A 12,978-nucleotide genomic window follows, 5' to 3' on the forward strand; every position below is an offset into this window, starting at 1 on the left:
GATCAGCCTAGGGGCTGGGGGTTGTGATCCGACACAACACTCCACCGATCTTTCGGGAAAACGATGTACCGGGCCTTCCCGATGACGTTCTCGAGCGGAACGGTGCCCGCCACGCCCCCGCCGCCCTGTTTGCGCGAGTCGGTGGAGTTCATCCGGTTGTCCCCCATCACGAACAACCGGCCGTCCGGTACGCGGATCGGCGCGAACGGCTCGTGGTCCGCGGGCGAAGTGCCGGCCTGCCAATGCACGTACGGCTCATCCAGCGGTTTGCCGTCCACGACGACACGGTGCTGCTCGTCGCAACACATCACCGTCTGGCCGGGCAACGCGATCACGCGCTTCACGAAGTCGCGCTCGTTCGCCGGGGCGATGCCCAGCAGCGAACCGATGTTCTGCACGAAACCCGCGACGGGATTGGTCGATCGGGGAGTGCGGAACTCGGTCGACGTCCACGCCTCGGGGCCGCGGAACACGACCACCTCGCCCGGTTCGATGTCGCTGAAGCCGTAGGTGAGCTTGTCGACCAGGACGCGGTCGTTCTCGCAGCCCGTGCAGCCGTGCAGCGTGTTCTCCATCGACGCCGAGGGGATCACGTAGACCCGCGCCACGAACGCCTGGATCAGCACCGTCAGCACGACGGCAGTCACGACGACGTAGAGAATTTCTCTCCAGACAGGAGTACGCCCCCGCTCCGGTTCATCCGGTGCGGAGGCGTCCTCGAAGTCTTCTGGGCTCGAAGCCACCGGTCAGGAGACCGGACGGGCCTCGCGCTTCTCCTTGATCTTGGCGGCCTTGCCGCGCAGGTCGCGCAGGTAGTACAGCTTGGCGCGACGCACGTCACCGCGGGTGACGATCTCGATCTCGGCGATGTTCGGCGAGTGCAGCGGGAAGGTGCGCTCGACACCGACGCCGAACGAGACCTTGCGGACCGTGAAGGTCTCGCGGATGCCGCCGTTCTGACGACGGATCACGACGCCCTGGAACACCTGGACGCGCTCGCGCGAGCCCTCGATGACGCGGACGTGGACCTTCAGCGTGTCGCCGGCGCGGAACGCCGGGATGTCAGTGCGCAACGACTGGGCGTCAAGTGCGTCCAGGATGTTCATCGGTGGTTCCTCACGTGTCTTGAACTCCCCAGAGCATGCTCCATGGCTGTGCACGACATGATGGGGGTCGGCTTGTGTGCGCACGCCGGTATCACACCGGCTTCGGCAACTGTTCCAGTGTGCCAGACCAGGCACTCCGGAATGAAATCGGGCTACTCCCCGCCCTCACGCAGGCGCGTGAGCAGGGCTCGGTCGTGCTTGTCGAACGCGTCCGCCGGCAAGGATTCCAGCAGGTCAGGACGCCTTTCAAAGGTGCGGGCGAGCGACTGGTCACGGCGCCAGCGGTTGATCAGTCTGTGGTTGCCGGAACGCAGCACGTCCGGCACCGCCAGGTCGCGCCACACCTCGGGCCGCGTGTAGCTCGGCCCTTCGAGCAGCCCGTCCTGGAACGAGTCCTCGGCGTGCGACTTCGGGTTGCCGAGCACACCGGGCAGCAACCGCGCGACCGCTTCCACGATCGCGAGCACCGCCACCTCGCCACCGACCAGCACGTAGTCACCGATGGACACCTCATCGACGCGTACGCGCCGTGCGGCGTCATCGACCACACGCTGGTCAATGCCCTCGTAGCGACCGCACGCGAACACGAGGTGGGACTCGTTCGCGTACTCGTGCGCGACCGCCTGCGTGAACGGACGCCCGGCCGGCGTCGGCACGATGAGACGCGTCTCGTCCGTGCACACGTCGTCCAGGGCGGGACCCCAGATGTCGGCCTTCATGACCATGCCGGGCCCACCGCCGTACGGGCTGTCGTCGACAGCCTTGTGCACGTCCTGGGTCCAGTCACGGAGGTCGTGCACGCCGACGCCGATCAGGCCTCTGTCGATCGCCTTCCCGAGCAACGCCGCGCGCAGTGGCGCGAGGTACTCGGGGAAGATCGTGACGACGTCAATCTGCATCGAGCAGGCCCTCTGGCGGGTCGATCACGACACGGCCGCCGCGCACGTCCACGGTGGGCACGATCTCGCGCACGAACGGGATGAGCGCCTCCCCCTGGTCACGGATGACCACGAGCAGTTCGCCGCCGGGACCGTGCAGGATCTCCTTGACCGTGCCGATCTTCGTACCGTCGACGAGTTCGGCCGCGAGCCCTTCGAGCTCGTGGTCGTAGAACTCGTCCGGGTCGTCGATCGGTGGCAGGTCGTCGGTGCTGCCCAGCAGATACGTGCCGCGCAACGACTCCGCGACGTCCCGCGTCAGGACTTCCTCGAAACGCACGAGCAGCCGCCCGGCATGAGGCCGGGCGGCTGACACGGTGAGGCTTCGGGACGTGCCGTCACGCAGCTTGGCCTGGAGCGTGGCTCCGAGCTTGAACCGCATTTCGGGTGAATCGGTGCGCACGTCAACGGATAGTTCACCGGTGATCCCGTGCGCCTTGGCCACTCGGCCGACGACGACGTCCATTTGCCCTTTGCAGCTTCGTTCAGCGGTCGGTGTCGACGACGTCGACCCGCACACCACGACCGCCGATACCGGCCATCACGGTGCGCAGAGCCGTCGCGGTGCGACCGCCACGACCGATCACCTTGCCGAGGTCGTCCGGGTGGACGTGGACCTCGAGGGTGCGGCCGCGGCGGGTCGTGACGAGGTTCACCCGGACTTCGTCCGGGTGGTCGACGATGCCGCGAACGAGGTGTTCGAGGGCGTCAGCCAACAAACTCACGCCTCGTCCTTGGGCGCCTCGGCCTCAGTCTCAGCCTCAGCCTTCGCCTCGGCCTTGGGGGCGTCGTCGGCCTTCTTGGCCTTCTTCGCCTTCGGCGTGGTGGCGTCGGTCATCGGCTCGGAGTTCGCGGCGGCGAGCGCGGCGGCGAAGAGCTCGGCCTTCGGGGTCTTCGGCTCCTTGACCTTCAGGGTGCCCTCGGCGCCCGGCAGGCCCTTGAACTTCTGCCAGTCACCGGTGATCTCGAGGATCCGCTGGACCGACTCGGTCGGCTGCGCGCCGACACCCAGCCAGTACTGCGCACGCTCGGAGTCGACCGCGATGAACGACGGCTCGTCCTTCGGGTGGTACTTGCCGATCGTCTCGATGGCCTTGCCGTCGCGACGGGTGCGCGCGTCGGCGACCACGATGCGGTAGTACGGCTGGCGGATCTTGCCGAGACGCTGAAGCTTGATCTTGACGGCCATTGGCCTGGTACTCCTCGAGCTCTGTGTTGGTGGTTCGCACAGTCGCGGCCCGGGCAGAGGGGCCGACCACGACGGACAGCGGGCAATTGTGCCAGATGGGGACCGGCGGATCCGAATCGGGTCCTACGCGAACGGTGTCACGGTGCCGAGCGCTTCCCTCACGGCACGCGCGTGTGCGACCGCTCCCGGCGTGTCGCCGTGCACGCACAACGACTCCGCCTGCGTCTTGATGACGGTGCCGTCGACCGCGACGAGTTCGCCCTGGAGCAGCCGGGTGGCCCGTTCGACGATCTGCGCGGTGCCGGTGAGCAGGGCGTCCGGCCGGCTGCGCGGGACCAGCGTGCCCTCCGGCGTGTAGCCGCGGTCGGCGAACGCCTCCTGAACGGGCCGCAAGCCTGCTCGTGAGGCCTTCTCCAGCAACTGGGAGCCGGGCAGGCCGAGGATGGGCAGGTCCTTGAACGCCTTGGTGCCGTTAACGACGGCCTCGGCCTGCTTCTCGTGGTGCACCGTGGCGTTGTAAAGCGCGCCGTGCGGCTTCACGTACACGACCTCGGTGCCTGCTGCTCGTGCGCACGCATCGAGTGCGCCGATCTGATAAAGCACCTCGTCCGCGAGCTCGACCGGATCGGCGTCGATGAACCGCCGGCCGAACCCGGCCAGGTCGCGGTAACTCACCTGGGCGCCGATCTTCACGCCGTTCTTCGCGGCTTCCTCGCAGACCTTGCGCATCGTGGACGGATCACCGGCGTGGAAGCCGCACGCGACGTTCGCACTGGTGATGACGCCCAGCAGCGCGGTGTCGTCGCCGAGCTTCCAGATGCCGAAGCCCTCGCCGAGGTCGCTGTTCAGGTCCATCAGATGACACCGACCGACAGGAGCAGGAGGGACAGTCCCGGCAGGAAGTTGTTCAGCACGTGCGCCACCATGCTCGCCCCGAGGCTGCGGGTGATCAGGCGGGCGACGCCGATGGGGATGGCGATCACGAGGAGCAGCCACGTGCGCTGCGGTTCGAGGTGGCTGAGCGCGAAGATCACCGTGGTCAGCACGAACGCGGCCCACCTGCTCCAGCCCTGCCGCTCGACCGCGCCCCAGAGCAGCCCGCGGAAGATGATCTCCTCGCAGATCGGGCCGATGAAGCTCATGTAGAGGAACATCGTGATGGCGGCGGCCAGCGGCAGGTTCGCGTTGCTGAAGAGCTCGCCGATGGCGCTCGTGGCGTTGTCCTGACCGACGATCTTCGCCCACACGGTCGCGGCGACGTAGGTGAAGACCAGGCCGATGACGCCGATCTTGAGACCGAAGACGACGTCCGCCTTGGTCAGGCTCAGCCGCAGGTCGATGACGGGACCGTTGCCGCGCACGTACGTGATCACGACGGCCAGCGAGGCCGCGAGCATGATCGGCACCAGCGAGCCGATCAGCACGAGCGAGGTCGAACTCTCGAGCGTCGCGCCGTAGCTCGCGCCTACGGCCGTGATGAACACGGCACTCAGGATGAAAACCGCTTCTACCAGCAGGAACGCGCCGAATCCCCAACGCTGGCCGACCCGCTCCGGCTCCGGGTTGCGGCTGATGTCCCGCACGCTCTCGATGAAGCCCCGCTTCGGCTTCAGGGATTCCGGCTCACTCACGCTCTGCAATTTAGTCACACCGCGGCTACCAGCGGTGGAACAGCAGGCAATGCCACCCTCATGATCAGCCCACCTCGCGATCGACGCCGGCCCAGAAGCCGAGGCTACTGTGCGCCACCGACGGAAACCCGGTCGAGCATCTGGTCAGAATGTGGTCAGATCGGGTCCCGCCGGGTGTCCTACTCCTGGTGGTTGGATCGGCGTGCGAAGGCGGGGGCTAAACCCCGCGCGGATCGTGACCCGCTGATCAACGGCGCAGGGTCGTCTCCTCGGTCATGTGCGAGAGCTTGGCCGGGTTGCGCACCGCGTACAGGCCGCTGATCAGCCCGTTCTCCATCCGCACCGCGACCACGGTGTCGAGTTCGCCGCCGAACCGCACGATCAACGCCGGGCAGCCGTTGACCTGGGCCGGCTCCATCGTCCAGCCGGTCACCTTCAGCAGGCCGCCGAGCAGCATCCGCGCGACCTTCGAGGAACCGACGACGGGACGCGGGACGGCCTGCTTCACGCCGCCGCCGTCGCCGAGGAACACGACGTCCGGTGCGAGCAGGTCGAGCAGGGCCTGGAGATCGCCCGTCTCGGTGGCGCGCTGGAACGCGGCCAGGGCCTCGCGGGACGCGGCCTGCGTCACGACCTCGCGCGGGCGGCGGGCGGCGACGTGGGAACGGGCGCGGTGGGCGATCTGGCGGACTGCGGCCGGATTCTTGTCGAGCGCTGTCGCGATCTCGTCGTAGTCGACGTCGAAGACCTCGCGCAGGACGAAGACCGCTCGTTCGGTCGGGGTGAGGGTTTCCAGGACCAGCATCATCGCCATCGAGACGCTGTCGGCGAGTTCGACGTCCTCGGCGACGTCCGGGGCGGTGAGCAACGGCTCCGGGAGCCAGGAGCCCACGTAGGACTCCTTGCGGCGGCCCAGGGTGCGCAGGCGGCCGAGGGCCTGGCGGGTGACGATGCGGACCAGGTAGGCGCGGTGGTTCTCGACGGTGCCGTGCTCGACGCCCGCCCAGCGCAGCCACGTCTCCTGCAGCACGTCCTCCGCGTCGGCGGCGGAGCCGAGCATCTCGTAGGCGATCGTGAAGAGGAGGTTGCGGTGGCTGACGAACGCGTCGGTGGCGGCATCCATGGTCACAAGACACCAGCCTGCCGGACTTTGTGACAGTGGGCTGGATCACAGTCACACGGAACGGGTCGCCGGCATCTCGTGGTCGTCAAGCAAGTCCACGAGGGAGGAAAGATCATGGAACCGCGTTTCAACCTCTTCGGCACCGAGACCGGCAGCAAGATCGCGAAGCGGTTCGCAGGCCTCGGGCAGGCCGTGCACCAGACGTCGCTGCCCGCGACCACGGCGGAACTGGTCAGCCTGCGGGCGAGCCAGCTGAACGGCTGCGGCTTCTGCCTCGACATGCACGTCAAGGAGGCCATCGCGGCCGGCGAGGACCCGCTGCGGCTGCACCTGGTGGCCGGCTGGCGCGAGACCACGGTGTTCACCGAGGCCGAGCAGGCCGCGCTGGCGTTCACCGAGGAGGGCACCGTGCTCACGCGGGAGGGCGTGAGCGACGAGACCTGGGACAACGTGCGCAAGCACTTCGACGACGAGCAGGTCGCGGCACTGGTCTGCCTGCTCGGGCTGATCAACGCCGCCAACCGGATGGCCGTCATCACGCGCCAGAAGGGCGGCTCGTACCAGGTGGGCGCGCTGGCCGAGCACGCCTAGTGGATGCGGCCCCGGAGCATGACCATGCGCGGCGACCGGAGAGTCTCCAGGTTCTCCCGCGGGTCCTCGTCGTAGACGACGATGTCCGCGGCCGCGCCCTCGGTCAGCGACGGGAAGCCGAGCCACTCGCGGGCACCCCACGACGCGGCGCCGATGGCGTCCACAGCGCTCATCCCCACGCCGTGCAGCGCGACGATCTCGTCGACGATGCGGCCGTGCCGGATGCCACCGCCCGCGTCGGTGCCCGCGTAGACGGGGATGCCCGCCTCGATCGCGGACGCCACCGTGGCGGAGACGCGGGCGTGCAGGTCACGCATGTGGTTCGCGTACTTCGGGTACTTGGCGGCCTTGTCCGCGATGCCGGGGAACGTCTCGATGTTGATCAGCGTGGGCACCAGCGCGGTGCCGCGCGCGGCCATCAGCGAGATCGTGTCATCGGTCAGGCCGGTGCCGTGCTCGATGCAGTCGATGCCCGCGTTGATCAGGCCCGGCAGCGCGTCCTCGCCGAAGACGTGGGCCGTGACCTTCGCGCCGGCGTCGTGGGCGACCTTGATGGCCTGCGCCAGCTCGTCGTCCGTCCACAGTGGAGCCAGGTCGCCCTCGCCGCGGTCGATCCAGTCGCCGACGAGCTTGACCCAGCCGTCGCCGTACGCGGCCTGCTCGGCGACCGCCGACACGAGGTCGTTCTCGACCTCGACGCTGATGTACGGGATGTAGCGCTTCGGCCGGGAGATGTGCTTGCCCGCGCGGATGATCCGCGGCAGGTCCAGGCGCTCCTGCAACGGCGTCGTGTCGATCGGTGAGCCGCAGTCGCGGATCAGCAACGTGCCCGCGTCGCGGTCGGTGATCGCCTGCTCGACGGCCTCGGGCAGCTCGACACCGCCCTGCGGGCCCAGACCGACGTGGCAGTGCGCGTCCACCAGGCCCGGCACGAGGAACCCGCCGTCGACGACGGTCTGCGCGCTCGGCACCGGCCGGGTGCGGACTCGGCCGTTGACGACCCACAGGTCTCGTGGCTCGCCGTCCGGCAGGACGACGCCGCGCAGGTGCATGGTCACTTCTTCTTGTCGTCCCCGTCGAACTTGAACTTCGTCGGGTCGAAGCCGGGCGGAAGCTCGTTCATGCTGCCGCCGAGGTTCGGCACGCCGCCGGGAGGCATGCCGGGGATCCCACCGGGAGGCATGCCGGGCATGCCGCCGGGGAACATCCCAGGCGGGAAGCCGCCCTTGACCTTGGGGGGCGTCGGGCCGCGTCCGCCCTTGCCCTTCTTCCCCTTCTTGCCCTTGCGGGTCTTGCTGCCGCCACCGCCGCCGCCGAAGCCCATCCGGCCGGCCATCGACGCCATCATCTTGCGAGCCTCGAAGAAGCGGTTGACCAGGTCGTTGACGTCGCTGACCTTGACGCCCGAGCCGTTCGCGATGCGCAGCCGGCGGGACCCGTTGATCATCTTGGGGTCGTCGCGCTCGGCCGGGGTCATGCCGCGGATGATCGCCTGGATGCGGTCGAGGTGCTTCTCGTCCAGCATCCCGAGCTGGTCCTTCATCTGCCCGGCGCCGGGCAGCATGCCGAGCAGGTTCGCGATCGGGCCCATCTTGCGGATCGCGAGCATCTGCTCCAGGAAGTCCTCGAGCGTCAACTGGCCGGAGTGCAGCTTCGCCGCGGTCTTCTCGGCCTGGTCCTGGTCGAAGTGCTGCTCGGCCTGCTCGATCAGGGTGAGGACGTCACCCATGCCGAGGATGCGCGACGCCATCCGGTCCGGATGGAAGACGTCGAAGTCCTCGAGCTTCTCACCGTTGGACGCGAAGAGGATCGGCTGGCCGGTGACCTCGCGGACCGACAGCGCGGCACCACCGCGGGCATCGCCGTCGAGCTTGGTGAGCACGACACCGGTGAAGCCGACGCCATCACGGAACGCCGTGGCGGTGTTGATCGCGTCCTGACCGACCATCGCGTCGACCACGAACAGGATCTCGTCCGGGTTGACCGCGGCCCGGATGTCGATGGCCTGCTGCATCATCTCCTCGTCGACGCCGAGCCGGCCGGCCGTGTCGACGAGGACGATGTCGTGCTGCTTGGCCTTGGCTTCCTCGATGCCGCGGCGCGAGACCTCGACGGGGTTGCCCACGCCGTTGCCGGGCTCGGGAGCGAAGACGGGCACGCCCGCGCGCTCACCGACGACCTGGAGCTGCGTGACGGCGTTCGGGCGCTGCAGGTCGGCGGCGACGAGCAGCGGCGTGTGCCCCTGGCCCTTGAGCCACTTGGCCAGCTTGCCGGCGAGCGTCGTCTTACCGGCACCCTGCAGACCCGCCAGCATGATCACCGAGGGCGGGTTCTTCGCGAGGTTCAGCCGCCGCGTCTCGCCACCGAGGACGTTGACGAGCTCCTCGTTGACGATCTTCACGACCTGCTGCGCCGGGTTCAGCGCCTGGTGGACCTCGGCGCCCTTGGCGCGCTCCTTCACCTTCGCGATGAAGTTGCGCACAACGGGCAGCGCGACGTCGGCCTCGAGCAGGGCGACCCTGATCTCGCGGGCGGTCGCGTCGATGTCGGCGTCGCTGAGCCGGCCCTTGCCGCGAAGGCCCTGGAGAACCGTGGTCAGCCGGTCGGAAAGCGTGGAGAACACGTCGTCCAGACTAGCTAACCGAACGTTCACCCGATCCCGTGGCTCGCCAGGGCCCGCAGGAGCACCGGTTCGCGGCGGCCGACCGGAGCGGTGGAGATCTGTGCGAACCGCAGTCCCGCCTTCACCGCCGCCCCGTCCGCCACCGGGTCGTCGCCGACGAACAAACACTCGGACGGGTCAACGTCCAGCCGGACGCAGGCGGCGTCGAAAGCCCGCGCGGAGGGCTTGGAGAACCCGATCTCGTAGGACAACGCGAAGGCGTCCACGGACAGCGACTCGCGCGCGAACACCCGCCGGATGTCCCACGAGATGTTGCTGAGCACCCCTACCTTCAGCGGCTTCACCGCCGCCAAAGCCGCGGCCGTGTCGGCGTAGGGCAGCCAGAACGCCGGGTTGTGCAGACGCTGGAACAGGTCCTCGGTCATCGTGAGCCCTGCCAGCCGGAACAGGGTCACGTGGGCCGAGCGGCTCGCCAGCGCGGTCAGGTCGCGGGCGTTCCACACGGCGCGCTCGGCGGCGTTCATCCGCGCCACGAACGGCGCCGGCGCCCGCAGCACCGAGAGGTGCCGCGGCGAGAGCCATTGGTAGGTCGGGCGCCCGAAGAGGGTGCCCGCGAAGTCGAAGAGGACAGCCTTGATCACGACACCATGATGCGCAGACCACCCGAGGTCTTCGCACGGGTGAGGAGCGTCACGCTACGGAAACCGAACGGCACCCAGCCGGCCTCGAACTGCGAGCGCATCGACGAGCCGCGGCGCACGTGGCGTTCGAACGCGTGGGTGCGGACGAGGCGCTTGCGGGCGATCTGGCCGTCGAGGGCCTGAGCGGCCGAGGCGTCCAGCCAGAGGAAGTGACGGGATCGTCCCGACAGCAGGCCGGCGAGCACCAGCATGAACCGCGTGCCGGGCCTGGTGGACGGCTCGTGCACCACCAGCAGGCCCGCGCAGAACAGTGCCGCCCAGAAGACGCGCATCCGGTGTGTGAGGTGCACGAACACGCGCCAGTACTTGTACGGCAGCGGTACCCGCGGCTCCAGCCACGAGCGCACCTGGTCGGAGTCGAGCACGGTGACCGGCTCGTCCGCGTCGAGGCGGGTGAGCAGGGTCGTCTTGCCCGCGCCGGGAATTCCGGCGAGGACTACGAGCGAGCGCGGCTGCACTCGGACGACTGCGGTCTGCGTGTTCAACACGGCGGTCATGTCCTAGAAGACGTTCCGGCCATCCCTCTCGTTCAGTTTGGTCCGATTTCCGGCCAAATGCACGGGGAATCGGCGGCGGTGCGAGTGCTCGGTACCTCCCCCGGCTCCGTCACTGCGCACCACCGCCTCTGCCTGTCCGGGAAGCGGTCCACCCCTCGAGGATGCTTTCCGGACACCGCGAAGACTGCCGTGTTTAGGAACCGCGCAGGAGCGTGAGCACCCGGAGAGGTTGTGCGTAGAGCTACTCAACCGCTACCTGGCCGCATCGAGCACCGCCCGTTCGATCCGGCGCCGGTCGAGATCCGCGCCCGCGATGCTGAACGAGTCGACGACCGTCGCTCCCAACGTGGACACGCGCGCCCACTGCACGTCCACGCCGCACTGCTCCAGCGCACCCGCCACGCGGTGCAGCAGCCCGATCCGGTCGGCGGCGCGCAGTTCCAGCACCACCGCGCCGGTCGCCTCGTCGTCGAACCACAGCACCTTCGCGGGCGGCGGGTCGAGCGGCGGGCCGCCGTAGTCGCGTTCCTTCGCGGTGAGCTTGTCGGCCAGCGGCAACGAACCCTCGATCGCCCGGGAGAGCTGTTCGCGCAGCAGGGTGGCGTCGGGCAGCGAGCCGAACCGCGGCGACACCGTGAACGCGTCCACCGTCGCACCGCCGTGCGCGCGCAACGTCGCCGCGTGGACCTCCAGCGAGTTCAACGCGAGCACACCCGCGGCCTTGGACAGCAGGCCTGGGCGGTCCGGCGCGATCACCGTCACGACCGCCGCGTGGTCCTGCTTCTCCAGCAGCACGTCCGGTTTCCCCGAGGCGGCAACGCGTTCCGCCATCGCCACGTGCACGGGGTCGAGCGGTTCCGGCTTGGGCAGCGCCTCCCCGGCCATCGCCTTGCGGCAGCGGGAGACCAGGTCGGCCATCAGCGCGGCCTTCCAGTCCGTCCACACGCCCGGCCCGGTCGCGATGGAGTCCGACTCCGCCAGCGCGTGCAGCAGTTCCAGCAGAATCGCGTCGCCACCGAGCGTTTCCACCACCCGGTGCACGGTCGCCTCGTCCTCGACGTCACGCCGGGTCGCGGTGTGCGGCAGCAACAGGTGGTGCCGGACCATCGCGGACAACGTCTCGACGTCCTGCGGCCACAGCCCGATGCGCTCCCCGATCTGGGTCGCCAGCGCGGCGCCGACCTCGGAGTGGTCCTGCTGCCGGCCCTTGCCGATGTCGTGGATCAGCGCGCCCAGCAGCAACAGGTCGGGCCGCGCCACCGTGGTCGCCAGCCGGGCCGCGTGCGCGACGGTCTGCACGAGATGCCGGTCGACCGTCCACATGTGCGCGGCGTCGCGCGGCGGCAGGTCCCGCACCGCACCCCACTCGGGGAACAGCCGGCCCCACAGATCCGTGCGGTCCAACGCTTCCACGACGTCCACGAGTCCGCTTCCGCTGCCCAGCAACGCCAGCAGCTCCTCGCGGGCCTCGCGTGGCCACGGCTGGCGCAACTCCGGCGCCGAGTCCGCGAGCCGGGACAACGTGCCTGTCGCGATCGGGTGCTTGCTGCGAGCCGCTGCCGTCGCGACGCGCAACAACAACGCCGGATCACGGCTGGGAATCGCGTCACGGGCGAGCGAGACCTCAGAACCGTGCAGCACAACGCCTTCGTCCAACGGCCTGCGCGGCGGTTGCCCGCGGAGGAACGCCCCGAGCCCGCGTTTCGGCGCGGCGGCACGAGCGGCCCGCATGGCCACGTCGAACGCGTAGACGACCGTGCGTGCGGCGGAAGAAAGGGAACGGGCCAAAGCGAACCGGTCCGCCAGCCCCAGTGCCGAGGCCACCTCGTCGCCGTCCTGCGCCCGCAGCACGTCACGAGGTTTCCGCGCCACGCGGCGAAGTTCGGTGCGCACGTCCAGCAGCAGCCGGCGCGCCTCGTCGACTTCGGCGGACGGCCGGTCGACCAGCTGCGCGAGCGACAGCGCGTCCAGGAGCGTGAGGTCCCGCAGTCCCCCGCGGCCGTGCTTCAGGTCGGGTTCGACGCGGTGCGCGATCTCGCCGCCGCGCGCCCAGCGCTTCTGCGACGACTCGGCCATCTCGTCCAGCCGGTTGCGGACGTTGCCGCGCCACGCCTGCTTCGCGCCCTCAGCGAGCTTCTGGGTGACCTCGGGATCACCCGCGATGTGCCGGATGTCCAGCAGTCCCAACGCTGTTCGCAGGTCACCGGCGGCGACCCTCAGTGCTTCCCCCACGGTGCGCACCGAGTGGTCGAGCCCGATGCCGGAGTTCCACAGTGGATACCAGAGCTTCTCGGCGATCTCGTCGACGTTCTTGACGCCGTTGTGCACCAGGACCAGATCCAGGTCGGAGTAGGGCACGAGCTCACGCCGCCCCAGCCCGCCGACCGCCACGAGCGCGATACCCGGTCCGGATACCCCCGCTCCCCCCGCATGTTTGGTCAGCCAGAACTCGTGCAGGTCCACGAGCGCCTCGCGCAGCGGTTCGGCGGCCAAGCGACGACGACCTGGCACGAGCAGCCTTTCGCGTGCTCGAACCAGGTCGTCAGCCGTGACGACGGCCGTTTCGTTGTTCTCCACGG

Annotated in this window: 15 protein-coding genes; 1 reads left to right on the plus strand and 14 read right to left on the minus strand. The window is 69.1% G+C overall.

The features are described 5' to 3' along the window. Window positions 1–2: 2 nt before the first annotated feature. The 9 genes from lepB to IG04_RS0127725 form a co-directional block, all read right to left on the minus strand. The gene (gene lepB / locus IG04_RS0127685; RefSeq protein WP_084401376.1) at window positions 3–743 is read right to left on the minus strand and encodes a signal peptidase I; all 741 of its coding nucleotides are present in this window, start codon (window positions 741–743) and stop codon (window positions 3–5) included. A gap of 3 nt (window positions 744–746) precedes the next feature. After that, window positions 747–1,106: a 50S ribosomal protein L19 gene (rplS, locus tag IG04_RS0127690; RefSeq protein WP_030479661.1), complete on the minus strand. Its 360-nt coding sequence runs from the start codon at window positions 1,104–1,106 to the stop codon at window positions 747–749. Between the two features lie 152 nt (window positions 1,107–1,258). Then, the gene (trmD, locus tag IG04_RS0127695; protein WP_030479662.1) at window positions 1,259–2,005 is read right to left on the minus strand and encodes a tRNA (guanosine(37)-N1)-methyltransferase TrmD; all 747 of its coding nucleotides are present in this window, start codon (window positions 2,003–2,005) and stop codon (window positions 1,259–1,261) included. Continuing rightward, the gene (gene rimM, locus IG04_RS0127700) at window positions 1,995–2,510 is read right to left on the minus strand and encodes a ribosome maturation factor RimM (RefSeq protein ID WP_030479663.1); all 516 of its coding nucleotides are present in this window, start codon (window positions 2,508–2,510) and stop codon (window positions 1,995–1,997) included. Before rimM ends, trmD begins: the two co-directional genes overlap by 11 nt. Window positions 2,511–2,529: 19 nt before the next feature. Next, entirely contained in the window at window positions 2,530–2,769 is a 240-nt protein-coding gene (locus IG04_RS0127705) for an RNA-binding protein (protein ID WP_030479664.1), read from the minus strand. Further along, window positions 2,766–3,233, minus strand: a complete 468-nt coding sequence (gene rpsP, locus IG04_RS0127710) for a 30S ribosomal protein S16 (RefSeq protein ID WP_030479665.1) — start codon at window positions 3,231–3,233, stop codon at window positions 2,766–2,768. The genes IG04_RS0127705 and rpsP overlap by 4 nt, the downstream gene beginning before the upstream one ends. A gap of 123 nt (window positions 3,234–3,356) precedes the next feature. Next, the gene (locus IG04_RS0127715; protein WP_030479666.1) at window positions 3,357–4,088 is read right to left on the minus strand and encodes a LamB/YcsF family protein; all 732 of its coding nucleotides are present in this window, start codon (window positions 4,086–4,088) and stop codon (window positions 3,357–3,359) included. Further along, entirely contained in the window at window positions 4,088–4,864 is a 777-nt protein-coding gene (locus IG04_RS0127720; protein WP_030479667.1) for a type II CAAX endopeptidase family protein, read from the minus strand. The genes IG04_RS0127715 and IG04_RS0127720 overlap by 1 nt, the downstream gene beginning before the upstream one ends. Before the next feature lie 247 nt (window positions 4,865–5,111). Next, window positions 5,112–5,987 (minus strand): RNA polymerase sigma-70 factor, encoded by an 876-nt coding sequence (locus tag IG04_RS0127725; protein WP_030479668.1) that lies wholly within the window; start codon window positions 5,985–5,987, stop codon window positions 5,112–5,114. Between the two features lie 114 nt (window positions 5,988–6,101). Between IG04_RS0127725 and IG04_RS0127730 the strand changes: the two genes are divergently transcribed. Then, the gene (locus tag IG04_RS0127730; RefSeq protein ID WP_030479669.1) at window positions 6,102–6,578 is read left to right on the plus strand and encodes a carboxymuconolactone decarboxylase family protein; all 477 of its coding nucleotides are present in this window, start codon (window positions 6,102–6,104) and stop codon (window positions 6,576–6,578) included. Here the strand turns inward: IG04_RS0127730 and IG04_RS0127735 are convergent. The 5 genes from IG04_RS0127735 to IG04_RS0127755 form a co-directional block, all read right to left on the minus strand. Continuing rightward, window positions 6,575–7,630: an amidohydrolase family protein gene (locus tag IG04_RS0127735; protein ID WP_030479670.1), complete on the minus strand. Its 1,056-nt coding sequence runs from the start codon at window positions 7,628–7,630 to the stop codon at window positions 6,575–6,577. The genes IG04_RS0127730 and IG04_RS0127735 overlap by 4 nt on opposite strands. Window positions 7,631–7,632: 2 nt before the next feature. Beyond that, complete coding sequence (ffh, locus tag IG04_RS0127740; RefSeq protein ID WP_030479671.1) at window positions 7,633–9,201, minus strand: signal recognition particle protein; 1,569 nt, start codon at window positions 9,199–9,201, stop codon at window positions 7,633–7,635. A gap of 26 nt (window positions 9,202–9,227) precedes the next feature. Next, complete coding sequence (locus IG04_RS0127745) at window positions 9,228–9,842, minus strand: HAD family hydrolase (RefSeq protein ID WP_051770802.1); 615 nt, start codon at window positions 9,840–9,842, stop codon at window positions 9,228–9,230. Continuing rightward, the gene (locus IG04_RS0127750) at window positions 9,839–10,399 is read right to left on the minus strand and encodes an AAA family ATPase (protein WP_030479673.1); all 561 of its coding nucleotides are present in this window, start codon (window positions 10,397–10,399) and stop codon (window positions 9,839–9,841) included. Before IG04_RS0127750 ends, IG04_RS0127745 begins: the two co-directional genes overlap by 4 nt. Before the next feature lie 252 nt (window positions 10,400–10,651). Continuing rightward, window positions 10,652–12,976 (minus strand): [protein-PII] uridylyltransferase, encoded by a 2,325-nt coding sequence (locus IG04_RS0127755; protein ID WP_051770804.1) that lies wholly within the window; start codon window positions 12,974–12,976, stop codon window positions 10,652–10,654. Window positions 12,977–12,978: the final 2 nt, after the last annotated feature.

It is taken from the genome of Lentzea albidocapillata, assembly GCF_000719115.1.
Taxonomy (GTDB): domain Bacteria; phylum Actinomycetota; class Actinomycetes; order Mycobacteriales; family Pseudonocardiaceae; genus Lentzea; species Lentzea albidocapillata.